The organism is Acinetobacter sp. IK31 (assembly GCF_035615195.1).
GTDB lineage: Bacteria > Pseudomonadota > Gammaproteobacteria > Pseudomonadales > Moraxellaceae > Acinetobacter > Acinetobacter calcoaceticus_C.
Window position 1 is genome coordinate 97,763 of record NZ_JANBOB010000011.1, and the last position, 26,394, is coordinate 124,156.

Here is a 26,394-nt window from a genome sequence, read left to right on the forward strand (position 1 = left end):
TAAAATTTTATTTTTAAAGTTGTGGGCCTATAAAGAAATGTAAACGAATCGGATGGTTTTCATCTGAAATACCCGAAGCGACATCTAAACGGATTGGCCCGATTGGAGACTTCCAGCGAATTCCAACCCCAACGCTATAAGCTGCTGGATTACTAAAGTCTTTATCATAGGCATTACCAAAGTCAGAGAAAACGGCGGCTCGCCAACCGTCTTTAAACTGATAGTTATACTCTAAAGAACCTACAGCCAAAGCTTGTCCCCCAATTTTATATCCATCGACTTCTGGGGAAAGACTCTTATAATCAAAGCCACGAATGGTTTGGTCACCACCGGTAAAGAATCTAAGATTGTACGGAACCTTGTCAAAATCATCGGTAAAAATGTAGCTAAGGTCAGATCTTCCAACGAATTGATGGTCGTCATTTTCACCAAGAGAATAAATAAATCTCCAACCTGCACTTGCAATTGCCATATTGGCATCGGACAGTAAACTCTCGCTGCCTAATTCTACCTTATAGGTTTGTTTAAAAGCTTTCGTTGGATTTAAACGTGTATTACTAGAGGTTTTAGACGTTTCATAACTAAATAATAAGGCTTCCTGCTCAGATGCAGCCGTTTTAAAAGCATCTGGTAATTCCGAAATATCAACATCACCCTGTTGGGTCAAACGGTCTAAACGATAGCGGACACCAATGGTATGTTGCCAGTTCCCTAAGGGCCGTTTAATTACACGCTCACCACCAACAACAGCAGATTCAGTTAACAAACTTACATCTGGACCAATATCATCACGAGTTTCACGCTCATATCCGCCCACGATATTAAAATAGTCATTTAATGGGTGTTTATAAGGAATACTATATCGCCCATCAATCGATTGACGAATTTGAGAAACTTCCAAGTTGGCATCAAAAGAATGACCATATTTATTCACAATAGAACGGCGATACTGACTACGTAAACGTGCGCCTGTATCGGTCCCGTAACCGACACCAGTTTCTAAACTATTTAGCCTGTCTGCATTTAAGGTCACGATGACTGGAATTCTTTTTGTTTCACGTGCTTGTGCTTGCAGGCGGTCTTGTTCAGTTTCTTGTTCATTTTGCTGAACTGAAGCACTTTGCAAAGTCGCTATTTTAGCCTCTGCACCTTTTACATTTTGTGTTCCTGCAAACTGTTTTTCATCTATTACATTTTGTGTCACTTCTTTATTAGATGTCGCTAATTGACGTGCTTTCGCAAGTTGTCTTTCTTCTGGTGAAAGTAAATTAGATTCATCAACATCAATATTTTGTTCGTCAACTAAAGCCTGTAAATCTGGTGGTAACTCAAGTGGTTTTTCAATTGGATCAGGTTTGATTGAGTCAACTAAGGTGTAATTAAAATAACGCGAGTTGGTTAGATTATTTGCTAAAACATTGACACGCCAAAAAGCATAATCATCGCCATCTTTCCAAGGCGCCATACTTTCTAAAACATTCAAATTTAACGGTAAAGGTTTCGATGGATCACTCATACGAAACTCAACCTTATCTAATTTGTATCGCTCACCTGTTTCATAGCGTAAATTAATATCAGCCTTATTTTCTGGCTGACTTACTTTTACATCATGTAAGCGCCAAAAAGCATCAAAATAACCATTATCTGATGCTGCGTTGACAATTCGGGTTTTCGTAGTTTCATATAAACCATGGTTAAAAATATCGCCTACATCCTGATCAGGAACTAAGCGAATAACTTGAAACTGGGGTTGTTTTTCACCCGCACCAGTAAATTCAATATTTTGTTCATTAATTCGTACTGGTTCATTTGGTGTAACATTAACACGAACCCGACTCGGGCTTAATTTTTCAAATTTAAACTCAGCATTATAATAACCAACCGCTTGAGCAGCCTGATTACTTAATGTTCTGAGTTGAGGTAAAGCTGCATTAAAATCTTCGAATGATTCTTGGGTAAATGTCGATAACTTACCTTTGATATTTTTAGCCAGCACATCTGAAGCACCACTTACTTCTGCACTAATACGCGGTACTTGTTCCATCGGAATTGCACGTGGCGGACGCACTTTATTTAAAATACGTTTAAAGAAACCAGCTTGTTCAGGCGGGGCATCGGTCTCTGGAGTTAACTCTGGTAAGGTTTTTCCAGTTTCATTGGCTTCGACTACAATCTGGCTATCAGATTTAATCTCTTGCATAAGCTGATCAATATTTACAGGTGCTTGTTTAATTTCCTGTATTTCAGACTGTGTTGCATCACTTACCGTTACTTCAGGTAGCTTTTGAGTCCCATTTTGGAAGTTTTGCGCTTCACTTTTAGCTTCTTCAGCGACTTTATAAATTTCATTTGCCATGTTTTGATCGACAGGCAAATCAGGTAAATCCTCAAGATTATCAAGCGTAATTGGCTTAAATTCGTCAATTTGATTTGGAAATTGTTCTTGTTGTTGCAATATAGCCAAGCTATCTTGTTGTTGCTGAGCTTGAGTCACAAGGGTAGCAATATCTGTTATTGGAACATTATTTTGCTGATCCACTGACGCTAATTGTTCAGTTGACGCATCAGACACTGTCTGATTTAAAGTTGAAGAGTTACTCTCAACAGAGGTTTGAGCAAAACTTGGCGTTACACAAACGGTTAACAACAAGCTGCTACAAATAAGTTTAGGAATCCCCTGCATTTTTAAAATTAAATGCATAGAATGAGTGAGAGTTGACTGTTTAAACTTAATTTTAGAAGGCATAGAAAACTCTAGACTTATTTTTTAATAAAACGCACCAAGGTAAGTGTAAAACTCACTCAAAAACCATTGATTTTTCATTTAATCAAGCGTTAAAAATATCATACATGGTTTTCGATGCAAATTAACACTCGGTCACATTTTTTTATAAAACACAATGAAGTTTGCACATGATGAAACAAGATGAGCACCTGATGACATCACGTCGGTTCGTACCGATGTTTTTTACCCAGTTTTTCGGGGCATTAAATGATAACGTTTTTAAGCAATCTTTATTATTAGTGATTACTTATGGTTTGATTCAGCAGCAATCTGCCCCTGTTAGTACTCTTAATAATTTAGCGGCTCTCTTGTTTATTTTGCCCTATTTCTTTTTTTCGGCCACTGCCGGACAAATTGCAGATAAATATGAGCGTTCACAACTCGTCCGCGGCATAAAAATTTTAGAAATCATCATTATGCTCATCGGCTCTGCCGGTTTTTTATTGGGACACTTATGGTTGCTTCTGCTTGCTTTATTCTTAATGGGTACACATTCAACATTTTTTGGTCCTATCAAATATGCAATTTTGCCTGAAATTTTAAAACCACATGAGTTGATGTCCGGTAATGCTCTGTTTCAGTCGGGCACTTCAATGGCAATCTTATTTGGGATGATTTTAGGTGGTGCGGTGATTGCATCATCACACGGAAATTTATTGTGGATTAGTCTTACAGTTGTGATTATTGCTGGCTTAGGCTATTTGTGTAGTCGATTTGTCTTACCGCAAAAAGTTGCTGCACCAGATTTAAAAATAGACTGGAATTTTATTCGTACGAGTTTTCAAACAATTAAATATGCCAAAAGCTTACCTTTAGTATTCATTATTTTATTAGGTAACTCATGGTACTGGTTTTATGGCGCTACTTATTTAACGCAAATTCCACAGCTCACTCAACAGAACCTTCACGCTTCAGAAAATGTCGTTAGCCTTTTGCTGACTTTCTTTTCGGTTGGTATTGGTGTCGGATCTCTTCTTTGCCGTAAAATTGGGGGTTCAGAAATTAATATTAAAATGGTACCGATTGGTGCAATAGGTCTTACTGTTTTTGCATTATATCTTGCTGCTAGCTTAGCTTTTGTACCTGAAAGAACTGGGGCATTACTCACTTTAAAAGATATTTTTACCCAAGGCTGGGTTTACTATCATGTCATGTTAGCAGTGACTTTACTGGGAATTAGTGGCGGTTTTTATATTGTCCCTCTTTATGCCATGATGCAGGCTTATTCACCACGTTCACATCGTGCTCGTGTTGTAGCAGCGAATAACATTTTAAATGCCGTTTTTATGGTTTCTTCTGCAATTTTTTCAATCTTAATCTTAAGTGTTTTAAAAATTGATATTAAAATACTTTTTATTATTACAGCTGTACTTAGTGCAATCTTTAGTATTTGGCTTCTAGCTCGACTAAAACCAATGCTTGCCACAGCCCACCTTTCTTTAGAGGACTAATTTATGCGCCAATATACAGGCATCGATCGACTTATTAACTCTTTTGATCAGGCATTACGTAGTCTTGTTCCGGGTGCAACAGCAGCGCAGCGCCAAAATCCAGCCGAAACAGTTGAAGCAAAACTAGGGGTAGAAGATGCTCGCCATGTAGCGGGTTTAATGCGTGTTAATCATAGTGGTGAAGTCTGTGCTCAAGCCCTTTATCATGGTCAGGCATTAACGGCAAAATTACCGAATGTACGTCAAGAAATGCAGCAAGCGGCAGTTGAAGAACAAGATCATTTAGCTTGGTGTGAAGTTCGTTTAAAAGAGCTAAATAGTCATACCAGTTTATTAAACCCAATTTGGTATGGTCTTTCTTATGGTATGGGTGCTCTTGCCGGTATTGCAGGTGATAAATATAGTTTAGGTTTTGTGGCCGAAACTGAACGTCAGGTTAGTCTTCATTTACAGGATCATTTAAATCAGTTACCCGCTCAAGATGAACGCTCTCGTAAAATTTTAGAGCAAATGAATGAAGATGAATTACATCATCGACATACTGCACTGGAAGCAGGCGGCGTTGAATTACCTTACGCAGTAAAAATTACCATGACAGCCATTTCAAAACTCATGACAAAAACCAGTTATTATCTTTAAGAAATAAAGGATTGATCTCAATCAGATCAATCCTTTTCAAATATTATTTTAAGCCATGATCATATTTGAAACGCTCGATATCTCGAATTGAGTTCCAATAGTTTCGATTAATACGGTCACGATCAATTTGTAATTCTCTTAAAAGCTTACGATAACGTTCACGCTCTTCTGGCTTTAATTTTTCGTTGTAAGCACTGTCAGAATATTGCTTAAACTTTTCGTCATAACGGTCATACTCATTTTTTGCATTATAGTGATCGGAAGCTGCCTGATAATAAGGTCTTAAACGATTACGCTGCTCAACTGGGCACACATTGATATTGCCACTACCCTCTAAAGCGTTATAAAAAATATTTGTTGGCTGGCAATAATATCCTAGACCTTCTTTATACCCACGTTCATATGACTTTTGATCTGGAACAATATTGGCTTTTCCACATGCTTTGTAATATTGATCTAAACGTGGCGACGAACCTTTTGAACCATCTTTCTCACCCACTAATGACCAATTCGCAGTCTTACATTCTTCTACGCTCATTGCAGCACAACCTGAAAGGCTGATTGCTAGAATGGCTAAACCGATATTTTTCATATTAAGAGAACTCAAAAAATAAATTTAAAAAACGCAAAAATAAAATTCCAGTAAATACCCTAAAAGGCCTTGCTCTATTCAAGACTTCAAAAAAAGTGACTCACTGGATAAGACTTTAAGTTTAAATCAGTTTGACCATCTCACCAAATTGAAAGGCTATAATTCCTAACATTGTTTAACCTAAAAAATAAGACCAAATGAAATTTGATAACTTTTAGATCACTCTTATACGCTAATTTTACTTAAATTTTTAATTATAAAGATTAGACTCAAACAATTGATTATTCATGCAAAAAAAACTAAATATTCCAAAAATTATTCTTTAATCATTTTACTCTTTTTTTATGCTATTAACCTCACAGCTTGCGGTAGGATTTTAGCTAAATAACCACCAAGGTTTTTATAATGAGTACGCATATTTATCCAAACTTAAACTTACAAGACTCTCACCTTAAGGCTTTTAAAATATCAGACGATTTTACTCCACCAACACAAGCCTATACTTTCCAACCCGATTTATTTTTGAAAGAAGTCGATGAATATTTAAACTCATATCCTCATACTCAACATATTGATATTTGCCTACATGATTTAAATGGGCATATTCGTGGTAAACGAATTGATGTTAAAAGTTTGAGAAATCTCTCCAACGGATGTTATTTTCCACTTTCTGTTTATGCAATGAGTCTTGATGGAAAAGTTATTGAAGAGACAGGCCTAGGAAAATATATTGGTGAACCAGACAGACTTTGCCTGCCCATTTTAGGCAGCTTGCAACCAAGCGCCTTATCCCCTGAATTGAATGCCCAGCTTTTCCTCACAATGCAAGAAGAAGGTGGCTCAGATTGTCGATATGAACCACGCAATATATTAAAAAAATTATTAAATCAGTTACATACTAACAATTATTTTCCTGTCATGGCTGCTGAACTGGAATTTTACCTTTTCTCACCCAACCATCACACTGAAACATGTTTGGAAAACCAATGTTTTGACATAGATGCACCAAATAACTATCAACAAGTCTTAGAAGAAGTTGAAAAAGCAGCCCTACTACAATCTATTGAAATTACCGCTATTGTTGCAGAGTCATCACCTGGACAATACGAACTAAACCTTCAACACACTCATGATATTTTAAAGCTGTGCGATCAAATTAATGCCTTAAAAAGAATTGTAAAACAAGTCGCAAGAAAACATGACTTAACTGCCTGTTTCATGGCAAAGCCCAACTTGGCAAAGGCTGGTAGTGGCATGCATTTTCATATGAGCATGCTCAATCAGTACCATGAAAATATATTTAGTTCAGAAGTAGAAAAAGATGAGCTTCCCGCCAAATTACTCAGCTCGATTAGTGGCCTAATTGAATTAATGCCTGCATCTATGGCTATTTTAGCACCTAATATTAATTCTTATAGACGTTTTAAAATCGGGCACCATGTGCCATTAGAAGCAAATTGGGGTACCAATAATCGTAATGTTGCTATTCGAATTCCATGCTCAGATTTAAAAAATCAACGCTTAGAATATCGAGTTGCTGGAGCCGACTGTAACCCCTATTTGGTTACAGCTACGATTTTAGTCGGTGTGTCTTACGGCTTATCTCATAAATTACCGCTACCAAAACCTGCACATCTTTTAAAATTTCCAGATGAGCACATTTTATTAGCCAACAATCAGCCAGAAGCCTTAAAAATATTTAAAGGGAGTCTTATTTTAAAAGGATATTTCGGAGCGGAATTTATAGAGCATTGGTACACAGTTAAACAGGCTGAATATCAAAATATTTATAGTCAAATGACCGAAGCAGAACAACATTGGGATATATAAATAAAAAACGCCGAAAGATATAAACCACTTTGCAAACCCTTAGGGAGAAATTCCCTAAGGGTTTTTTATATGTAATTAATAATTTTTCTGTTTAGCTAAAAAACGTAATCCCACACCGGGTTCGGTTGCAATATAGCGTGGCTGAATTGCATTATCTCCAAGTTTACTTCTCAACTTGCCTACTAAAATACGTAAATAGTGAGTATCTTCCTGATGGGTCGGTCCCCATAATTCTTTTAAAAGTTGTGGCTGTGTTAAAAGCTGCCCTTGATAGCGCATTAACAGCGTCAAAAGCTGAAACTCTTTTCGAGTTAAAGTAATTGGCTGTTGTTCAATCCACACTAAACGCTGCATGACATCAACTTTAAGGTAGCCGTCATCATACACATGAGCTTCTTGTTGAATGGGTTGGCTTCTTAAAATGACACGTATGCGCGCCAACAGCTCTTGCACACTAAAGGGCTTGGTCATGTAGTCATTTGCACCCGCATCTAGCAAGGCAACTTTTTCATATTCATCGGCGCGTACAGATAACACAATCACAGGAACATTCGACCAACTACGTAACTCTTGAAGCACTTCTTTACCGTCTAAATCTGGCAAACCCAAATCTAAAATAACTAAATCAGCACCTTGTGTTGCCAAAGCCTCCAAACCTTTGTAACCAGTCTCACAAAGAGTGGTTTTATATTTTTGTGTTCTTAAGGCAATATCTAAAAATTTACGAATTTGAGGCTCATCATCAATAATCACAATACGTGTTTCTACAGGCGATGTTTCTGAACTTATCATGACTTTACAACTTATTCTTTTACTGGATGAATGGGTAATTTGATTTGAATTAAGGTACCTTTATTTTGGCGCCCTGAAAATGCTTCTATTGTACCCATATGAGCACCTATAATTGCCTTAACAATCGTTAGCCCTAAACCTGTACCGAATTTTCCACGGTCTCCACGTTCCATAGTATAAAACATATCGAAAATGCGGTTTCTTTCATCTTCAGGAATTCCCGTTCCTCTATCTTCAATTTCTATTTTTACTTCATCTTCTGATGAAAGATTAGCACGAATCATGACTGGTTCATCTGGAGGTGAAAAGTTTGCAGCATTTTCTAAAATATTAAAAATGGCTTGCTCTACCAGTGCTGGATGAACATACAAACTAATTACTTGTTCAGGTAATTCGACCAACACTTGAGTATCTGGTTTATAACGCTTCAAACGGCGGGTTGCCGAACCAATTAATTCATCTACACCAATCCAGTCTCTTTTTAGAGATAAGCCTTCATGCCCCAAACGTGTCATATCAAGCAAATTTTGAATATAACGGTCTAAGCGCTCGCCTTCTAAATGAATGGTTTCGAGTAAATCTTGTTGATCTTGCTCTGACATATCAGCTTTAAAATGAGCAAGCGTATCAGCGGCTCCAATAATAGAAGCAAGTGGTGAGCGTAAATCATGCGATACCGAAGATAATAAAGCAGAACGTAAGCGCTCTGTTTCACTGGTTACTTTTGCTTGTTCAAGCTCATTAACCAATTGGGTTCGAAGTGCTGCCTGCGCAATATATTCAATTACGCTTTCAGTCAGCTTCTTTTGCTCAAAATTTAAAGAAATCACTTCATCTTTAAAGTAAATTCCCACAATACCTAGGCTATTTTTTTGTTCTAAAAGAGGTAAAAACCACCAGTTTGACTGACTAAGCGTATCGGTAAAACGCCCACATGGTTGTTGATGCTTCAAACACCAATCTGCTGCCACTTTTTCTTTATCATTTAGTTCTATGTCAGATGAAATCACTCTATCTTGAATAGAAATCCACACTTTAGTTTGAAGTTGTGTTTCTAAGGTCATAAGTCCTGTTTGCATGACTTCTTCAAGGTTCACTGCACGAGAAAGTTTACGCGCCAAGTCTTGCATCACCGTAGTGTAGGCATTTGCAGCTTTTAACGATAAAACCTGCTGACGTAATTGAGAAGCCAAGCGCCCAGCGATTAAAGCTGCTGCAAAGAAAGCCACAACGGTAACCACACCTTGATGTGCTGAAATCTGAAAAGTAAAACGCGGTGCAATAAAGAAAAAGTTATAGGCTAAGAAACAAATAAGAGCGGCTACTACCGCAGCAAGCATTCTAGTTTTCGTTGCTACAATTAAAACTGAAATAATAAAAATGACAGAAAAGTCTTCAATACCTAATAAAACTTCGGCAAAGTGCGCTATAAAAATACTGGCACAGGTAACGGCTAAAACAAAAATACTTTCTTTTAAAGATAGAAAAGACGGCTTTTCAAACTGAGTTATCTTTTTAATGCCCTGTTCTGGATGCAAAATAGTTAATGCAATTGAGCTTTCTTGATTCAGTAATTGCTGAGCCAAATTTTTCTTAAATAACTTTAACCACCATGGTGAAATACTTTTACCAATGACCAGATTTGAGATTCCCCGATCTACCGCAGCGTCCATTAATACTGATGCTACTTGATGACCGTATAAAACTTCTGTCCGACCACCCAGTTGCCGAGCTAGTTCAAACGCCCGATCAATTTCAATATATTCTTTCTTATATGAGCTTTCAGAGTTTGTTAAAGTCTGCTGAGTGCCTAAACTTTTAGCAACATTCACGACTGTCCAAACGGCACCATAACGTTCTGCTAAACGACAACCCGCCCGTACTAAATACTCAGAAGAACCTTGTCCATCTATCGCAATCATTAATTCATTTTGCAACGATATAGACTTCAAGCCTTTAGAGGCATAACTCTCTTTTAAATCTGAATCGACATGTTCAGCAACGCATTGCATTGCTAGTTCACGTAGTGCAGTTAAATTTGAAATGCTAAAAAAGCCTCGTAATGCCAGATTTGCTTGATCGGGCACATAGACTTTTCCCTGATGGAGCCTTTCAATGAGCTCACTGACTGGCAAATCAATTAAACGAATGTCTCGAATACGATCAAACACTCTATCTGGTACAGTTTCACTTACCCTAATGCCAGTAATCTGGTACACCACATCATTTAGGCTTTCTAAATGCTGAATATTCATGGTGGTGAATACGTCAATACCTGCATCTAGTAATTCATTGACATCTTGCCAACGCCGTTCATGACGACTATTTGGTATGTTGCGATGAGCCAACTCATCAACCAAAACGATTTCGGGATGCCTCAGCAAAATAGCATCCAAGTCCATTTCGTCTAAAGTATGCCCCTGATATTGCATTTCCTTTCTAGCAATTTCAGGTAAGCCTTCCAAAATTTTTAAAGTTTCTATTCTTCCATGGGTTTCGACAATACCTACAACAACGTCAGTGCCCTGTTGAAATAACTCTTTGGCACGGGCAAGCATGGCATAGGTTTTTCCAACACCCGGCGCTGCACCGAGAAAGACCGTTAGTCGACCGGCTTGATATCTATTAACGTGGTTTAATAAGGCTTCAGCCTGATTTTCGCGATTGCTTTGCACTTAATATCATCCGGTAAACTAACAACTTTATTTTTAGGTTAATGTGTAGATTGTAATTGATCTAAAGCAATATTGAGCTCTAATACATTAACACGAGCTTGTCCTAATACACCAAACTGCATCGGTTCAATATGTTTTTGCAAAAGCCCTTCCACAACTTTAGGGTCTAAATGTCGCGCTTGAGCTACTCGGACAACCTGTAACTGAGCAGCTTCGGGACTGATATGCGGATCGATCCCACTACCCGATTTAGTCACCAAATCACTTGGAATAGGTGCATTGCCTGTATAATCTTGCTTTCTCACCTCAAGTATCTGAGCGTCAATTTGCTTTTGTAACTCAGGATTAGTACGAGCTAAGTTTGTACCCGCCATTGCCATGAGGTCATAATTGGCTGCCGAAGGACGTGGATGAAAATATTCGTTCCCGACAAATGGTTGAGCCACTAAAGTTGACCCAACAACTTTGTGATCTATTTCAATCAAACTACCATTGGCCTGATTGTTGAATAAAACCTGTCCAGCACCAGTAGCGATAGCACTGTAAATAGCACCGCACCCCACTAGAGTAAAAATTAATAATCCTAAAGATGCTCTTAAGGTCTGACCCAAATTTGCTTCTGAATTTTGTACATAAGTTTTCATTTCAAACTCCAGATTACAAACCAAATAATTGAACAATCACAACATCAATCGCTTTAATGGCAATAAATGGTAGGACCACACCACCCACACCATAAATCAACATATTTCGACGTAATAATTGAGTTGCAGTTGAAGGTTTAAATTTCACGCCTCGCAGTGCAATTGGAATTAATAGCGGGATAATAATCGCGTTAAAGATTAATGCTGATAAAATCGCACTACTTGGGCTCGCCAGATGCATCACATTTAAAACCTGCATTTGCGGAATCGCTGCAGCGAATAATGCAGGCAAAATTGCAAAGTATTTCGACACGTCATTTGCTAAAGAAAACGTTGTTAAAGCACCACGAGTAATCAACTGCTGTTTCCCAATTTCAACTACGGCCAGCAGTTTGGTCGGGTCTGAGTCTAAGTCGACCATATTGCCTGCTTCTTTCGCAGCTTGTGTACCAGAATTCATGGCTAAGCCAATATCGGCTTGCGCTAATGCAGGCGCATCGTTGGTTCCATCACCGACCATCGCAACTAAACGACCTTGTTGTTGTTCAATGCGAATACAAGCCAATTTGTCCTCTGGTTTTGCTTCAGCAATATAGTCATCTACGCCAGCTTCAGCAGCAATCGCAGCAGCAGTTAATGGGTTATCACCTGTCACCATGACGGTTTTAATGCCCATTTCTCTTAAACGAGCAAAACGTTCTTTAATACCATGTTTAATCACATCTGAGAGTTCAATCACGCCCAATACATGATTTTGATTTGCTACGACTAATGGTGTTGCCCCTTTTTTGGCAACTTGTTCAACACGCGCTTTTAACTCTAAATCTTGAGAATAATCTTCATCGACAAATTTCAAAATGGCATCTAACGCACCTTTACGAATTTGATCACCATTAGGGAAATTCACACCAGAAATTCGGGTTGATGCACTAAAAGAGATAAATTCAGCCTGCTCAGGTTCTTGCTGTTTTAGCCCTTGTTCTTTTGCTAATTTAACAATCGATTTTCCTTCTGGTGTTGGGTCTGCAAGCGAACTTACCCAAGCAGCCACTCGTAACTCAGACTCAGTTACCGAAGTTAAAGGATAAAAAGAGGTCGCTTGACGGTCACCATAGGTAATGGTTCCTGTTTTATCGAGTAAAAGCACATCGATATCACCAGCAACTTCTACAGCTTTACCCGATTTTGCCAAGACATTGGCTTTGAGTGCACGGTTCATCCCTGCAATCCCAATCGCAGGCAATAAGCCACCAATGGTTGTTGGAATTAGACAGACCAATAACGCCACGAGCACCACTGGATCAAGTTCAACATGTAAATAATTGGCAATAAACGGCAAGCTAATCACGACAATTAAAAACGTGAGTGTCATCACCATTAACAAAAAGCCAAGTGCAATCTCATTCGGTGTTTTTTGACGATTTGAACCTTCGACCAAAGCAATCATACGGTCTAAGAAACTTTGACCAGATTCAGCAGTCACTTGCACGATAATGCTGTCTGTAAGGACTTTAGTCCCACCAATAACACCAGAACGGTCAGTTCCAGCTTCACGTAACACAGGCGCAGACTCACCTGTAACAGCTGATTCATTAATAGTGGCAAAACCTTCTACAATTTCACCATCGGCTGGAACAAGCTCACCTGCATGAACTTCAATAAAATCATTTAATTGAAGCTCAGTTGCTGGAACTTGAGTCGCTTGACGGTCGGTCAAAGAATTGAGTCTTCGAGCGGTTAAGTTTTCTCTTGCTGCACGCAATGAAGATGCCTGACCACGACCTCTAGCCTCTGCAACAGCTTCGGCATAGTTGGCAAATAAAATGGTAATGAACAGGATAGCTGTTACTACCAAACCAAATAGCAGTGTGGTGTAACCCAAAATGGTACTAATTGCAGTAACCACTGTCCCAAGCCATACAATTGCCATCACAGGGTTTTTAATTGCATGTTGTGGTAGCAATTTCACAAATGCGTTTTTCCAAACTTCAAAATTTGGTACTGCCATGTTTTTTTTATGGCTATTTACATGAGTTTGTGTATTCATTTTCACTCGCCTCCTTAGCCTTTAACCAATAAAAGTTGATCGGCAATTGGCCCAAGGACAAGAACTGGCATAAATTGTAATAAGGTAAGCAGAACAACAATCGTAATCAGCGTTAAAGCAAAGGTTGGAGTTTCAACCTGAAGACTACCTGCTGTTTCAGGTGCTTTTCTTTTTGCAGCTAAGCGTGTAGCAATCATTAAGGGTAAAATTAAGGTCGGGAAACGTCCTAAAAGAAGAGCGATACTACAAGTGACGTTCCACCATACGGTGTTATCTCCAAGGCCTTCAAAACCTGAACCGTTGTTTGCAAATGCAGAGACATATTCGAAAAACACTTGGCTAATGCCATGCGGTCCCGGATTGCTGATGCCTGATAGACCAGGAATGCTGAGGGTTAAGGCAGTAAAGGCAAGAATAATGAGAGGTTGAATCAAGATAATAATCGCGAGTAACTTAATTTCAGCAGCTTCAATCTTGCGTCCAAACAATTCAGGGGTACGACCTGTCATTAAACCTGCAATAAATACCGCGAGTAACAGATAAATCATGAACTGTTGCAGACCACAGCCCACACCGCCCCAAATGGCATTAATCAGCATATTAATGAGTTCAACCAGCCCAGTAAGCGGCGCAGAAGAATCATGCATCATATTGACCGAACCATTATTTACTTGAGTTGTGACAGCTGCCCAAACCGCTGATGCTGCTGGTCCAAAACGTTGCTCTTTACCTTCCATTACGGCGAGTTGAGATGCTGTAGATGACATACTCTCAGACCAGACAGCAGCTGCACCAGAAATAACTGACATAAAAAGCATGCTACCAAAGACAAAGTAAGCAAACTTTTTACGCTGAGTAAAATGCCCGACCATAAAAATCACGGTAAGTGGAATGAGTAAAATCGCAATCATTTCTAGCAAATTAGAAAGTGGTGTTGGATTTTCTAAAGGTACAGAACTATTTGGACCGTACCATCCACCACCGTTACTACCCAATTGCTTAATAGCCACCATCGGTGCAACTGGTCCCAAAGGAATTTTTTGAGTTTCTACAGTACTGGCTTTATCAATAAGTTGTACTTCTGGCCCACCCTGAAAAGTTGCTGGGACACCTTGGCTATTGAGCAATAATGACCAGACAAAACAGAGTGGAAGTAAAAAACGGACTGTAGGGCGAATTACATCTGCCCAATAGTTACCAATTAAAATTTGATCTGGTTGCTCGACAACATCGGCTGCAATATGGCTTGGACGCTGATAAAAGAACGCTCTTAAGGTCGCGACAACTAAAGCCAGCCCCATCATTGGAGTAATGACTTGCAAACCCACAATACCTGTCATTTGCGACAAATAAGATAACTGAGCCTGACCAGAATAATGCTGTTGGTTGGTGTTTGTTAAAAATGAAATAACAGTGTGTAGCGCTAAATCCCAACTCATATTTGGTGCATGGTTAGGATTTAATGGTAGCCATGCTTGCGTCATAAAAATAGCAAGAATAGCCACTGCAAGAAAAATACAGCTAACAACAAATGCTAAAGAATATTGTTTCCAGTTCATTTGTTGTTGTGGAGATACACCTAACAAGCGATAAACAGGATTTTCAATCCAGCGGAATAATCCATCACCGACCATCGGCTGATTTGCCATCACTTTAGATAGATATTTACTGAGGCACCATGCTAAAAAAATAGCGATAAATAAAACAAGTATAAGTTCTAACATGGCTATTCTCCTTTATGTTCCATGGCTTGACTTGCCAAACTGGAAATAAGGAGAAATGAAGAAATATCATTTTTTTTAAGTCCGCATAAGACAATGCCAGACTGATGCAAGATGCGCATTTGAGAATTTATAAGCATCTTTATTGTCCTGAAATAACACTAATTTAGTGAATTTCAGTATCGGTAAAATGCTCGTAAATTCTCTATTGAGGAACTCAAAGCCCGCGTAAAATTTGCGTAAAATCTAAATTGAAAGACATTAAACTTTAAAATTGACGATTGGATAAAGCATCTCATCTGTCTTCAAATTTTCACAATGCCAAAGCTCATATAAAGGAATTTTTACATCTAGTGCCAATGGTAATTTTTTAGAATTAAATTGCATATGGTCTAGGTCGCTCCCCCATGCAATCAAATCAACATCGAGTGAAATATGATGAGATGGGCGAACACGGCCTGAATCTAATTCAAGTTTTTTTAAAAAAGCTTCGATTTGTGAAGAATTTAAAGAACTTTTTAATAGACATGCCGAATTCCAGTAATCATCTCCAATGCCATCTCGGCATGGAATTTGATAAACCGATGAAAACTGCACTTTCCCCAATGTTGCCAATTGCGTATAAGCAAAAGTAAAGTGTTGTTCTGAGTCTAGATTACTCGCTAACGCGAGCGCAAAAATTGTTTCGGGTACGTTCAAGACGGATTCCTACTGCATTAGCTTCTGCAATAATGGCAGGTTTACGAATAGTAATAGTAATTGACTCAATCGTTGGAAAAGTATTAAACAAGCACTCTAAAACAAGCTGAGCCGCATGTTCGATTAACTCAGGTTTCGCTTGCTGAATGGTCTGAGCCGATATTTCACAAATCTGTGCATAGTTGAGAGTATCTTCAAGTTTGTCAGACTGTGCAGCTCGGCTCAAATCATTATGGATGGTTAAATCCAACATTAAAGGTTGAATGATTTGTCTTTCCCAGTTGAAACAACCAATGACTGTTTCAACCTTTAACCCTTCAATAATAATGGCATCCATAAATTTAAACTGACCTTAATGCTTTAACAACGAAGCAGGTTCCATATTTTGAACCATTTTCAAACGCTGGTCTGCATAAATATCGGTATATGGTGCGAGTACGCGCATAAAACGATCGAAATAAAGCATTTGCTTAAATAACAAAGCAAAATCTCGAGGGAATTTAATGCCGTGACGTTCTCCAACCCCTACCATATCCATCATAATGTCGTTTAAATCGGCAGGATTTGATGCCAAAATTTGCTGTGGGTCAGCCATTAATACGCCATTAAATAAGCGCTCTAAATCTTGTGCCAATACTTCAACATCAACTTTGTTATGCGTCATCCCCATTTTCAGCATGTTTTCAGCCATGGCCTGATAATCAGTTTTTTGCAATGCATCCATAAAGGCCATACACGCTGTCCAGACTTCTGGGTTTAGCTGTCCTACAATACCAAAGTCAATAAAACCAATTCGACCATCTTCGAGCAACATTAGGTTTCCGGCATGTAAGTCTGCATGGAAACTCTTACATAGCATCAAACTACCGAACCACGTATTCATTGCCGTAATAAGTACTTGTGATGGATCTTTGGCGTATTGTTTTACAACACTAAAATCTGTCAAAGACACGCCATATAAACGCTGCATGGTTAAAACACGGCGTGTAGAAAACTGATGATAAACTTTAGGCGCAGTCGCAGCATGGTTTTGCGAAATATTAAGATATTCAACAAAATCATCTAAGTTTTGTGCTTCTTCAATGAAATCAACTTCTCGAACCATACGGCTTTTAATTTCATCGACAATTTCAGAAAGTGCAGCAAATTTGATTTTAGGTACCACACGCTCAAGCAGCTTGGCAGCCCAATGCACCACATTTAAGTCAGTATATAAAATGGTTTCAACACCAGGCTTTTGTACTTTAATAACAACATCTTCGCCTGTAGTCAGTTTAGCTGCATGAACCTGAGCAATTGATGCAGAAGCTAAGGGTTTTTCATCGATATAGCTAAAAATCTGATTTAAATCGCGCCCTTCAAACTCAGATGCAAGCACACCTTGAACATAACTAAATGGCAGTGTTGGTGTTTGGTCTAAACAACCTTGAAACTCTTCTACATATTCACGAGGGAAAAGCGATGGTGTACTCGCAATAAACTGACCAAGCTTAATATAAGTTGAGCCAAGTGACTCAAAGGTCTCTCTCATGAGTTTGGCATTACTTGGTTTTTCAGTTGCATATTTAATTCCAGCTTTGGCCGCAACCACTGCTGTTTCACCAATGCGGGCAACGGAACGTAACCCATCAAACAAAATATTTTTTTTCATATTTCTTTAAAACCAAATCATTCCGGTTGAGTGTAGCAAATTTTATCTCGTTTACTGATTAGCTTGCCTGACAAAGTGGGCAATTTACATCTTTATCAAAACTCACAATACGTTGTGTCATGTTTAAGCCATCCCACAGTAAAAGTTTCTGTTTTAAAGGTACACGGTTTAACCCTAAATACAACAAAGTGTGATGTGCTTGTAATGACGCTATCATTACAGGGGTAGTAGCAAGTACGCCAGACTCTGCACAGCGTAGGCCTTCGTTGCTATGCTGTTCTTTTGGAAAAAGACATTCATAACACGCTGAATCTCCTTCAACCATAAACATTTGTGCTTGAAAACCAATTGCTGAAGCACTAATTAATGCGATCTGATGCTTCTTACAAGCTGCATTTACTAAATAGCGGGTTGTAAAATTATCACATCCATCTAAAACCACATCTTGGTGTTCAACAAGTCTATCAATGTTATGTGCGTCTAAACGTTCGTTATAGTATTCAACACAGATATAAGGGTTAATTTTCTGTAAACGTTTAGCTAAAATTTCAGCTTTATAACGTCCGATATCTTCATGACCAAATGCAATTTGACGTTGCAAATTACTTATCTCAATAGTGTCTGCATCAATGAGTGTGATTTTCCCGACCCCTGCTCGCGCTAGTAGCTCTGCACTGCTACAACCTATTCCACCAGCCCCGACAATCAGCACATTGGCAAGTTTGAGTTTTTCCTGAGCTTCTATATCCCATCCATCAAGTAAAATCTGACGGCTATAGAGATGCATTTCTTCATCACTTAACTCTACAAAATCGATATCTTGAAGCTCTGTCACGCACTGATCCTTTCACTTAGAGGCTAAATGATTTTATGATTAAGTCGGGCATTAAGAAAGCCATAAAATAGAAACAGCGTTTTATTCTTTAAACTTTTATCCAACGCATTACTTCTTTTAAGCTTTCTGCAACAATAGAAATATCTATTTTCTTTATTACTTAGGCTAAATATGTCCCAATCATATATTGCACCTGTAGAGTTAGAAAAAGCGTATCGTTTGTTAAATCATGGCCCAACTGTACTTGTCTCTGCTCAGCATGGAGATGACCGAAATGTGATGGCAGCCGCTTGGGCATGTGCATTAGAACTCACCCCTGCCAAAGTAACCGTTGTTCTCGATAAAAGTACTAAAACTCGTCAGCTCGTTGAAAAAAGCGGTTATTTCACCCTACAAGTTCCCTGCTATGCGCAGCTCGATATGACGCATCAACTTGGTACAATTAGTAAATTAGATGACCCGCAAAAACTTGAGCATTGTGGGGTTGAGTTATTTTATCAAGAAGGTCTTACAAGCCCGCTTGTATCAGGTTGCATTGCATGGCTCGTGTGTAAACTTATTCCAGAACCTCACAATCAGTCAGCTCATGATTTATTTATTGGTTCTGTTGTGGGTGCTTGGGCAGATAGCCGCGTTTTTAAAGATGGACATTGGTACTTTCAAGACGCACCGAAAGAACTTCGAAGCCTACACTATATTGCGGGTGGAACCTTTTATTTAATTGGCGAACAAGTGAAAGCTCAGCTTTAATCATCAAAAAGTTAATTTCGTTTCAATTGCAAAAAACCGCAGAGCAATTGCGGTTTTTTGTGGTCAAAATTTATTATTTAAAAAATTAATATTTAAACACCCTTATTTTTATTATTTTGCCGCCATACGAATTGCACCGTCCAAACGAATAACCTCGCCATTTAAATATGAGTTTTCAGCAATATGCCCAACTAAACGGGCAAATTCCTCTGGTTTTCCTAAACGAGACGGATATGGCACCATTTGTCCTAAAGCATCCTGAACATTTTGCGGCATTCCCTTAAGCATCGGAGTTTCCATAATTCCCGGTGCAATGGTCATAATGCGAATGCCATGGCGCGCAAGCTCACGAGCAATTGGCAATGTCATAGCCACAATAGCACCTTTAGATGCGGAATACGCTGCCTGACCAATTTGACCATCAAATGCTGCAACTGAGGCTGTGTTTACAATTACGCCGCGGTCTTCTTCGCCTGCTTCAACTGTGTTTTTACTCATCGCATCCGCTGCAAAACGCAGCATGTTAAATGTACCTGTAACATTAATTTGTAGAGTCTTTGCAAATAACCCTAAATCATGTACGCCTTCACGACCGACCACTTTAGCCGAAGGACCAATACCCGCACAGTTAACCAAACCATGCAAACGACCATGTTTGACCAATACATCCTTAAAGAATTGTTCAGCAGCAGCTTCATCGGTTACATCAAGTTTTACAAAGTCAGCTTTTGATCCTAATTGTTTTACTTGCTGCTCACCAGCTTCTACATTCATGTCTACCAATGTGACTGAAGCACCTTGTTGCACCAAATATTCAGCTGTTGCAGCCCCTAACCCAGAGCCACCACCTGTAATCACAAAGTGCTTCCCTTGAATTTTCATTATGTAATGTCCTATAGAAATGTTCTTTAAACTTAGTAGTGAGAGTAAAAGTTGTTGTTTTCCGATACAATTTCAAAAAGCCTCAAAATGTTTGCAGCTTTTGATCAATCCAAATTTTATATATGAAATATTTCACTTGAAATATACGAAGAAAATATGAGTCTTTGACATGGTTGTCCAACCTTCTTTAAGTAAAGGAACTATTTCGATTGCACTGGTACATGAAGCACTGGGTGCTGCTTATGCCAAAGGGCTAAATACCCAAATAATTCTAAGTAAAGCGGGAATTCCTGCCGAATTACTGATGTCTCCCAAGGCACGTGTGCCCGTTACAACATATGCGCAACTATGGATAGAACTTGCCAATGCCATGAACGATGAGTTTTTTGGTATGGACAGCCACCCTATGCGTCGAGGTAGCTATAAATTATTGACTAAACTTGTCAGTACGGCGGAAACTTTAGAAAAGGCGCTTTACGATATATTGAAGTTTTTTAACTTTATTTTGGATGATCTACAGGGTGAATTAATTCGGGATCAGCAAAAAGCCTATTTGGTCATTCGTGATCGTGAACAACCCAAACGTATGTTTACCTATGCGACTTTTTTAATATTGGTGCATGGACTTATGTGCTGGTTGGTAGATCAACGAATTGGCTTAAACAAGATTTCGGTACGTTGTATTCAACCCCAAGATATTCAGGACTATCTAGTCCGTTTTGGTGGAGACATTAAGTTTAATGCCGAGATAAACCGAATTGAATTTGATGCTCACTATTTAGATATTAAAATTAAAAAAGATAAAAAAGCACTTTATGATTTCTTAGAGCAAACTCCGCAAAATCTTTTAGTTCGCTTTAAAAATGAAAATGCATTAAGTCTTCTTATTCGTCGTCATTTATTGAAACTTCATCCTGCACAATGGCCCGAACTTAAAGATGTTGCACAACAGCTCAATATTTCTGAAGCAACCGTTCAACGCCGACTGAAACATGAAGGTGTCAGTTACCAGCAAATTAAAAATGAAATCCGCTGTGATATTGCGGTTGAACGTTTAAGTAAAACTAACGATTCAATTCAAGATATTAGTGGAGATTTAAGCTTCCAAGACCCAAGCGCATTTCACCGTGCCTTTAAAAAATGGACTGGCGTCAGCCCAGGTGCGTACCGAAATAATTTAACTGCACACAAGCAATAATGTACATGTCGAACCAAAGCTTAAAATTTTAATATTTAAGCTTATGATATTTATATATTTTAAATTCAATATTTCAGATAAGTATATTACTTAAAATTCAATAATCACTATAAAAACAGTTACTTAGAATTTCTTCTAAACTTTTATCTTTCAACCTGATTTATAAATCAAAATAACTAAGTTTAGAAAGAATCGAACCCATGCGAGGATGATCTATTATTTTGCCAGCAGCATCTCCCGGTATTTTAACCGGTTTACGTAACAGCTTAAGTTTATCTTGGATGTTTATGATTGCAGCTGAATTGATTGCAGCCACTCAAGGAATCGGTTATTTACTCAGTGATGGTCGAGAAACATCCCGTCCCGATATTGTTATTATTGCCATTATTTTACTGGCCCTATTGGGTAAAGTGACAGATACCTTAATGAAACTTATAGAAAACTGGTTATTACGTTGGCGCGATACACTACAGAAATAACTTTAAATCCAACAAGCCAAAGTGACCCGATCATTTTGGCCATAGTCTTGAATAGTTTTAATTTCACTAAAACCATGCTCAGCAAATATATTTCGAACAGCTTGCCCCTGATCATAACCATGCTCTAGTGCAATCCAGCCCTGTGGTTTTAACCAGTTCTTACCTTGAGCAATAATAATTTCAATATCAGCCAGTCCCTGATGATCTGCAACCAATGCACGGCGTGGCTCTGTTGCCAGTGCCTGCATGTGTTCATCTTCAGGGTCAATATATGGTGGATTAGACACAATTAAATCAAACTTTTGTGGCTCTAGTGCTTCAAACCAAGCGCCGCAAGCGAACTTAATACATTGCAAATTATGAGCTTGTGCATTTTCTTTTGCGACTTCCAAAGTAGGTGCATAAATATCAGTTGCTGTTACTTGCCAATCTGGACGTTCACTTGCTAAAGCGAGTGCAATTGCACCTGTCCCCGTTCCCAAATCAACAATATTTGCATTATTTGGCAAATTTAGATTTAAAACGGTTTCAACTAAAACCTCAGTATCAGGTCGTGGCACTAAGGTATCAGACGTTACTTTTAAATCGAGTGTCCAAAATGGTTGTGAACCTGTCACATAAGCTAAAGGTTCACCATTTTTAATACGCTCAAGACCAGCTATATAGTCTTGCTCTTGTTGAACTGTTAACTCTTGCTCAAGTTTAAACTTTAATTCAAGTGAATTGATTTTTAGAAAATGCTCAAGTAACCAAGCATTTTCTTGTCGTTCATAACTGTCAGGCTCACCACGAATTGCAAGCGCTTGAGCAATATTCATTATCCGCCATTTTCCTGCGCAAGCATTGCAAGCTGATCTGCCTGATATTCACGATGTAAGCTATCAAGCAATTCAGTTAAATCACCTTCCATAATGGCATCTAACTTATATAAAGTTAGGTTAATACGGTGGTCAGTCATACGACCTTGTGGGTAGTTATAAGTACGGATACGTTCAGAACGGTCACCAGACCCCACTAAATCACGGCGCATTTCAGACGTTGCTGCATCCGCCGCTGCGCGTTTCGCATTTTCTAAACGAGAAACTAACAATGCCATCGCTTTGGCTTTGTTTTTATGCTGTGAACGTTCTTCTTGACACTCAACTACTGTACCTGTTGGAATGTGGGTAATACGTACCGCAGAATCCGTTTTGTTAATGTGCTGACCACCTGCACCAGATGCACGGTAAGTATCAATACGCAAATCTGCTGGGTTAATCTCGACATTTGTATCGACATCAATCTCAGGCAAGATCGCAACTGTACAAGCCGATGTATGTACACGACCTTGTGACTCAGTTGCAGGTACACGTTGCACACGATGTGCACCACTTTCAAATTTTAGGCGACCGTATACTCCATCACCGTCCACACGGCAAATGACTTCTTTAAAGCCACCATGCTCACCTTCATTTTCAGAAAGTACTTCTATACGCCAATTTTGTGTCTCGGCATATTTACTGTACATGCGGAATAAGTCACCAGAGAAAATTGCAGCCTCATCACCACCCGTACCGGCACGAATTTCTAAATAAGCTGCATTAGAATCATTTGGATCTTTTGGAATCATCAAAATATTGAGCTGGCTTTCTAGCTCCCCAAGCAATTCTTTATTCGCTTGAATTTCTTCTTCTGCCATATCTTTAAAGTCAGGGTCAGACTTCATCATTTCAGCAGTTTCAATATCTTCTTCTGCTTGACGGTATTTGCCCCAAACTTCTGTAATTTCAGATAAATCACTATGTTCACGAGACAATTTACGGAAACGTTTGTTATCGGAGATCACTTCCACATCTGCAAGCAATGCGGTAAGTTCTTCATGTCGATCACAGAGTTGATCAAGTCGTAAACGGAGTGACGCTTTCATAAGAGGAAATATCTCAAAAGTCCAAAAGGCTTATCAAATGCTATGGCTATGTAAGTATAGAAGATAAGCAAAATCGTAAAAATAGCGCATAGTTTACAGATTATGCCGCTTAAATGACATATATAATCAGCCAATTCATCAACTTTCACAGTAAGTAACGACTTATAAATATAATGATTTCAGATGAGATTTATTACCAGCTTATAATTTAGCTTTTTCTATAAAAAATAATACATCACCTTTTTCACTCAACCGGGCAATAGAGGCTTTATTCATAAAACCTCTTTACCTGACTATTTATTTTAATTTTTCTAATAATGTTTTACCCACCAGAACAGCCGAGGCCGGATTTTGTCCCGTAATAAGTTCACGATCCACCACTACATTTGGAGACCAAGCATTCGTATTACTTTGATATTTACCACCAATTGACTGTAATGCCGTTTGTGGATAGAACTTCATTTCACCACCTTTTAACAAAGCCTTCGCTTGTTCTTCTTCTTGGTTACTAATTACAGTCATCCGATAATTTTTATAAATCCACTCTCCAGTTTTTACGGTTTTGCCTTGCTCAAGTTGCTGAACAACTTCCGAAGCATTCGGTAACGTTGACATCAACGCAATAGGGCCATGGCAAACCAGTGCTGTAGGTTTTTTAGCTTTATGAAAAGCTGTCAAAACTTTCCCAAGTTGTTTATCTTTTAACAAATCTTGCATAGGTGCATGTCCACCTGGAATATAAATAGCATCAAACTGATCAATACCAATTTGCTCAATACGAGATAGACTCAAAACCGGAGAATCTTGAGGAGACGTTAACTTAAGGTCATGCAATAAGCCTACGTACTGCTTTAATGCTTTTTCATCTTGGTTAAAGTACATCGCACTATTTGATGACTCATCTAACGTTGGAGCTTTGCCTTTTGGTGTAGCGAAAGTCACTGTGTGCCCTGCATCTAAAAGCATTTTTGTAGGTTGCATTAACTCATTTAAATAAAAACCAGTTTTAAAAATATGACCATTTTTTAGCTCTAGCTGCCCTTCATCAGACAATACAATCAATACATGGGCAGCATTTGCACTGAATGCTGCTGAAGCGGTAACTATTGCAAGCATTATTTTATTTAGAGATTTCATCATTTAACCTTCATTCCAACCATTTGCTGGATTTATATTTTGGATGGATATATTCTATTTTTGCCAATGGGGTAGATAAACAACCACATTTGAAAATCTTTTTTGCGTTTGAGGACAAAATGTCTCGTCAATTTGACCATCTTGCCGATGTTGAAGTGTTTTTAATTGTGGCTGAAAAGCTTTCTATTAGTGCAGCTGCAATTTATTTGTCCACAACGCCTTCAGTCATTAGTAGAACAATTACACGGTTGGAGAAAAAATTGGGTATCCAGTTTTTTAGAAGGACCACTCGTCATTTAAGCTTGACTGAAGCAGGTCAACTTTATTATGAGAAAATGCAGCACGCCTTTCAGCTAATCGACCATGCAGAACGTGTGGTTCAAGGTGAACAACTGCAAATTTCTGGAAAAATCAAATTAAGCGTTCCTACAACTTATGGACACTATCGTTTACCACCCTTATTAGAAAAATTTCTTTTGCAATATCCAGACATTCAAATTGAGATCAGCATCTCTAACCGAAATGTTGATTTAATTGCTGAAGGTTTTGATTTAGCTATTCGCCAAGGCCATCTTCCTAATAGCTCTCTTGTAGCCAGACCGCTGGAACTTGCCCCTCTTCAACTTGTTGCTTCACCTGATTATTTAAAACGTATGGGTATTCCTCAAACCTTGGAAGAATTAAATCATCACCAATGTATCGCCTTTGAATTACCTAGCAGTGGTAAGGTCACTCCATGGTTCTTTAAAGATGTAGATCAAGAAATTCAGTGGACACCAACAAATCGGATTTTGGTAAAAGAAGATATTTTAGGCGTAGTTTCTCTAGCTGAAAGTGGATTAGGGATATGCCAGAGTTACGAATTTATCGTTAATGAAAAAATTCGGCAAGGAAAATTACAACCTTTACTTGAGGCTTATGCAGGTCACACACGTCCCTTCTCTTTACTGTACGCACAACATAAACATATGTCTTCTGCCACAAGAGCTTTGATCAACTTTCTCTGTTCAGATCGCCAGTAAAAAACTCATAAAACTAAATGAGATTCATATTTATCTATATGAGTATTAAACATTCTATTTTAATAGAAAACATACAAACCAGACACTAAACTACAATAATGAATTGATGGTTCTCCATATTTTAAGAAACGTGTTTTGTTACATTTGCCGTAACAAAAGATATAGGGTCCTGCTGCTAAGGACACGGAGTAAAAAATGAAATTAAATGCTTGGTTATGTAGCGCTGTTTTAGCAACTTCTATGGTTACTGTAGCGCATGCTGATAACACAACACATGTAGCAGCTGCTTCCGCTTTAGGTAGTGTTGCTGGTACTGCAATTGGTAAAAGCATGGGTGGTACATCTGGCGCAACAATTGGTGCTGCTTTAGGTGGTGCTGGTGGTGCAGCAGTTGCAAGTGACCGTCGTCACCGTACAGAATCTGCAATTGGCGGTGGTTTAGGTGGTGGTGCTGGTTATACCGTTGGTAGAAGCATGGGCGGTACAAATGGTGGTTACGTTGGCGCTGCTTTAGGTGCTGCGGGTGGTTCTGCTCTAGGTAATAAGATTTCTAAAGACCGCGATGCTGACAGATCTTCTAAACATTGGAAGAAAAAACACCGTCGTCATCACTAATCAAATTTGATGAAATAATTATAAGCACCTTCGGGTGCTTTTTT

At 38.6% G+C, this 26,394-nt stretch carries 21 protein-coding genes and 2 pseudogenes; 8 read left to right on the top strand and 15 right to left on the bottom strand.

Annotation, left to right across the window (positions count from 1 at the left end):
• Positions 1-13: 13 nt before the first annotated feature.
• A pseudogene (locus MSG66_RS06775) lies at positions 14-2,524 on the bottom strand (autotransporter assembly complex protein TamA); the annotation flags it as partial.
• Positions 2,525-2,913: 389 nt separating this feature from the next.
• On the opposite strand from MSG66_RS06775, the gene MSG66_RS06780 reads away from it, so the two are divergent.
• Together MSG66_RS06780 and coq7 are read left to right on the top strand one after the other, a co-directional pair.
• Positions 2,914-4,236, top strand: a complete 1,323-nt coding sequence (locus tag MSG66_RS06780; RefSeq protein WP_324653147.1) for an MFS transporter — start codon at positions 2,914-2,916, stop codon at positions 4,234-4,236.
• 3 nt (positions 4,237-4,239) lie between these two features.
• Positions 4,240-4,875, top strand: coding sequence for a 2-polyprenyl-3-methyl-6-methoxy-1,4-benzoquinone monooxygenase (gene coq7 / locus MSG66_RS06785; RefSeq protein WP_042897016.1), 636 nt, complete (start codon positions 4,240-4,242; stop codon positions 4,873-4,875).
• Positions 4,876-4,918: 43 nt separating this feature from the next.
• Here the strand turns inward: coq7 and MSG66_RS06790 are convergent, their stop codons facing one another.
• A complete protein-coding gene (locus MSG66_RS06790) occupies positions 4,919-5,467 on the bottom strand; it encodes a DUF2799 domain-containing protein (RefSeq protein WP_324653149.1) in 549 nt (182 codons plus the stop codon).
• A gap of 405 nt (positions 5,468-5,872) precedes the next feature.
• On the opposite strand from MSG66_RS06790, the gene MSG66_RS06795 reads away from it, so the two are divergent.
• The gene (locus MSG66_RS06795) at positions 5,873-7,297 is read left to right on the top strand and encodes a glutamine synthetase family protein (RefSeq protein ID WP_324653151.1); all 1,425 of its coding nucleotides are present in this window, start codon (positions 5,873-5,875) and stop codon (positions 7,295-7,297) included.
• Between the two features lie 75 nt (positions 7,298-7,372).
• On the opposite strand, the gene MSG66_RS06800 is transcribed toward MSG66_RS06795, so the two are convergent.
• From MSG66_RS06800 to MSG66_RS06840, 9 genes are all read right to left on the bottom strand, one after another.
• On the bottom strand, positions 7,373-8,089 hold the full coding sequence (locus MSG66_RS06800) for a response regulator transcription factor (protein ID WP_324653153.1): 717 nt from the start codon (positions 8,087-8,089) through the stop codon (positions 7,373-7,375).
• A gap of 11 nt (positions 8,090-8,100) precedes the next feature.
• Positions 8,101-10,764, bottom strand: coding sequence for a sensor histidine kinase KdpD (locus MSG66_RS06805; RefSeq protein WP_324653155.1), 2,664 nt, complete (start codon positions 10,762-10,764; stop codon positions 8,101-8,103).
• A 38-nt stretch (positions 10,765-10,802) separates the two neighbouring features.
• Positions 10,803-11,408: a potassium-transporting ATPase subunit KdpC gene (kdpC, locus tag MSG66_RS06810; protein WP_324653157.1), complete on the bottom strand. Its 606-nt coding sequence runs from the start codon at positions 11,406-11,408 to the stop codon at positions 10,803-10,805.
• A 13-nt stretch (positions 11,409-11,421) separates the two neighbouring features.
• The gene (gene kdpB / locus MSG66_RS06815; RefSeq protein WP_324653159.1) at positions 11,422-13,461 is read right to left on the bottom strand and encodes a potassium-transporting ATPase subunit KdpB; all 2,040 of its coding nucleotides are present in this window, start codon (positions 13,459-13,461) and stop codon (positions 11,422-11,424) included.
• An 8-nt stretch (positions 13,462-13,469) separates the two neighbouring features.
• Positions 13,470-15,179 carry a potassium-transporting ATPase subunit KdpA gene (kdpA, locus tag MSG66_RS06820; RefSeq protein WP_324653161.1) on the bottom strand — a complete coding sequence of 570 codons (1,710 nt, stop codon included), beginning with the start codon at positions 15,177-15,179 and terminating at the stop codon, positions 13,470-13,472.
• Between the two features lie 258 nt (positions 15,180-15,437).
• Positions 15,438-15,875 carry a 2-amino-4-hydroxy-6-hydroxymethyldihydropteridine diphosphokinase gene (locus MSG66_RS06825; protein ID WP_133972782.1) on the bottom strand — a complete coding sequence of 146 codons (438 nt, stop codon included), beginning with the start codon at positions 15,873-15,875 and terminating at the stop codon, positions 15,438-15,440.
• Positions 15,832-16,212 (bottom strand): dihydroneopterin aldolase, encoded by a 381-nt coding sequence (gene folB, locus MSG66_RS06830; RefSeq protein WP_133972780.1) that lies wholly within the window; start codon positions 16,210-16,212, stop codon positions 15,832-15,834. The genes MSG66_RS06825 and folB overlap by 44 nt, the downstream gene beginning before the upstream one ends.
• Before the next feature lie 15 nt (positions 16,213-16,227).
• Positions 16,228-17,526 (bottom strand): ABC1 kinase family protein, encoded by a 1,299-nt coding sequence (locus MSG66_RS06835; protein ID WP_324653164.1) that lies wholly within the window; start codon positions 17,524-17,526, stop codon positions 16,228-16,230.
• Between the two features lie 58 nt (positions 17,527-17,584).
• Positions 17,585-18,361 (bottom strand): HesA/MoeB/ThiF family protein, encoded by a 777-nt coding sequence (locus MSG66_RS06840; RefSeq protein ID WP_202741679.1) that lies wholly within the window; start codon positions 18,359-18,361, stop codon positions 17,585-17,587.
• Between the two features lie 171 nt (positions 18,362-18,532).
• On the opposite strand from MSG66_RS06840, the gene MSG66_RS06845 reads away from it, so the two are divergent.
• Positions 18,533-19,111, top strand: coding sequence for a flavin reductase family protein (locus MSG66_RS06845; protein WP_324653167.1), 579 nt, complete (start codon positions 18,533-18,535; stop codon positions 19,109-19,111).
• 111 nt (positions 19,112-19,222) lie between these two features.
• Here the strand turns inward: MSG66_RS06845 and MSG66_RS06850 are convergent, their stop codons facing one another.
• Positions 19,223-19,993, bottom strand: coding sequence for a 3-hydroxyacyl-CoA dehydrogenase (locus MSG66_RS06850; protein ID WP_324653169.1), 771 nt, complete (start codon positions 19,991-19,993; stop codon positions 19,223-19,225).
• Positions 19,994-20,162: 169 nt separating this feature from the next.
• Between MSG66_RS06850 and MSG66_RS06855 the strand changes: the two genes are divergently transcribed.
• Together MSG66_RS06855 and MSG66_RS06860 are read left to right on the top strand one after the other, a co-directional pair.
• Complete coding sequence (locus MSG66_RS06855) at positions 20,163-21,191, top strand: AraC family transcriptional regulator (RefSeq protein ID WP_324653171.1); 1,029 nt, start codon at positions 20,163-20,165, stop codon at positions 21,189-21,191.
• A 212-nt stretch (positions 21,192-21,403) separates the two neighbouring features.
• Positions 21,404-21,670, top strand: a pseudogene (locus tag MSG66_RS06860) (ABC transporter permease); the annotation flags it as partial.
• A gap of 2 nt (positions 21,671-21,672) precedes the next feature.
• Here MSG66_RS06860 and prmC read toward each other — a convergent pair.
• The 3 genes from prmC to MSG66_RS06875 all read right to left on the bottom strand — a co-directional run bounded on the left by prmC (position 21,673) and on the right by MSG66_RS06875 (position 24,713).
• Positions 21,673-22,488 (bottom strand): peptide chain release factor N(5)-glutamine methyltransferase, encoded by an 816-nt coding sequence (gene prmC / locus MSG66_RS06865; protein ID WP_324653173.1) that lies wholly within the window; start codon positions 22,486-22,488, stop codon positions 21,673-21,675.
• On the bottom strand, positions 22,488-23,576 hold the full coding sequence (gene prfA, locus MSG66_RS06870) for a peptide chain release factor 1 (protein WP_005039633.1): 1,089 nt from the start codon (positions 23,574-23,576) through the stop codon (positions 22,488-22,490). The genes prmC and prfA overlap by 1 nt, the downstream gene beginning before the upstream one ends.
• Before the next feature lie 297 nt (positions 23,577-23,873).
• Entirely contained in the window at positions 23,874-24,713 is an 840-nt protein-coding gene (locus MSG66_RS06875; protein WP_324653280.1) for a type 1 glutamine amidotransferase domain-containing protein, read from the bottom strand.
• Between the two features lie 119 nt (positions 24,714-24,832).
• Here MSG66_RS06875 and MSG66_RS06880 point away from each other — a divergent pair, with 119 nt between their 5' ends.
• Together MSG66_RS06880 and MSG66_RS06885 are read left to right on the top strand one after the other, a co-directional pair.
• Complete coding sequence (locus MSG66_RS06880; protein WP_324653176.1) at positions 24,833-25,735, top strand: LysR family transcriptional regulator; 903 nt, start codon at positions 24,833-24,835, stop codon at positions 25,733-25,735.
• A 195-nt stretch (positions 25,736-25,930) separates the two neighbouring features.
• The gene (locus MSG66_RS06885) at positions 25,931-26,350 is read left to right on the top strand and encodes a glycine zipper domain-containing protein (protein ID WP_005039626.1); all 420 of its coding nucleotides are present in this window, start codon (positions 25,931-25,933) and stop codon (positions 26,348-26,350) included.
• Positions 26,351-26,394: the final 44 nt, after the last annotated feature.

Coding starts and splice junctions, on each gene's coding strand:
- MSG66_RS06855 (WP_324653171.1), top strand. CDS start 20,163: ATGGTTGTCCAACCTTCTTTAAGTAAAGGAACTATTTCGATTGCACTG.
- MSG66_RS06780 (WP_324653147.1), top strand. CDS start 2,914: ATGATGAAACAAGATGAGCACCTGATGACATCACGTCGGTTCGTACCG.
- MSG66_RS06875 (WP_324653280.1), bottom strand. CDS start 24,713: ATGAAATCTCTAAATAAAATAATGCTTGCAATAGTTACCGCTTCAGCA.
- MSG66_RS06845 (WP_324653167.1), top strand. CDS start 18,533: ATGTCCCAATCATATATTGCACCTGTAGAGTTAGAAAAAGCGTATCGT.
- kdpC (WP_324653157.1), bottom strand. CDS start 11,408: ATGAAAACTTATGTACAAAATTCAGAAGCAAATTTGGGTCAGACCTTA.
- MSG66_RS06885 (WP_005039626.1), top strand. CDS start 25,931: ATGAAATTAAATGCTTGGTTATGTAGCGCTGTTTTAGCAACTTCTATG.
- MSG66_RS06850 (WP_324653169.1), bottom strand. CDS start 19,993: ATGAAAATTCAAGGGAAGCACTTTGTGATTACAGGTGGTGGCTCTGGG.
- kdpA (WP_324653161.1), bottom strand. CDS start 15,179: ATGTTAGAACTTATACTTGTTTTATTTATCGCTATTTTTTTAGCATGG.
- MSG66_RS06880 (WP_324653176.1), top strand. CDS start 24,833: ATGTCTCGTCAATTTGACCATCTTGCCGATGTTGAAGTGTTTTTAATT.
- prmC (WP_324653173.1), bottom strand. CDS start 22,488: ATGAATATTGCTCAAGCGCTTGCAATTCGTGGTGAGCCTGACAGTTAT.
- prfA (WP_005039633.1), bottom strand. CDS start 23,576: ATGAAAGCGTCACTCCGTTTACGACTTGATCAACTCTGTGATCGACAT.
- MSG66_RS06835 (WP_324653164.1), bottom strand. CDS start 17,526: ATGAAAAAAAATATTTTGTTTGATGGGTTACGTTCCGTTGCCCGCATT.
- MSG66_RS06790 (WP_324653149.1), bottom strand. CDS start 5,467: ATGAAAAATATCGGTTTAGCCATTCTAGCAATCAGCCTTTCAGGTTGT.
- MSG66_RS06800 (WP_324653153.1), bottom strand. CDS start 8,089: ATGATAAGTTCAGAAACATCGCCTGTAGAAACACGTATTGTGATTATT.
- folB (WP_133972780.1), bottom strand. CDS start 16,212: ATGGATGCCATTATTATTGAAGGGTTAAAGGTTGAAACAGTCATTGGT.
- MSG66_RS06795 (WP_324653151.1), top strand. CDS start 5,873: ATGAGTACGCATATTTATCCAAACTTAAACTTACAAGACTCTCACCTT.
- coq7 (WP_042897016.1), top strand. CDS start 4,240: ATGCGCCAATATACAGGCATCGATCGACTTATTAACTCTTTTGATCAG.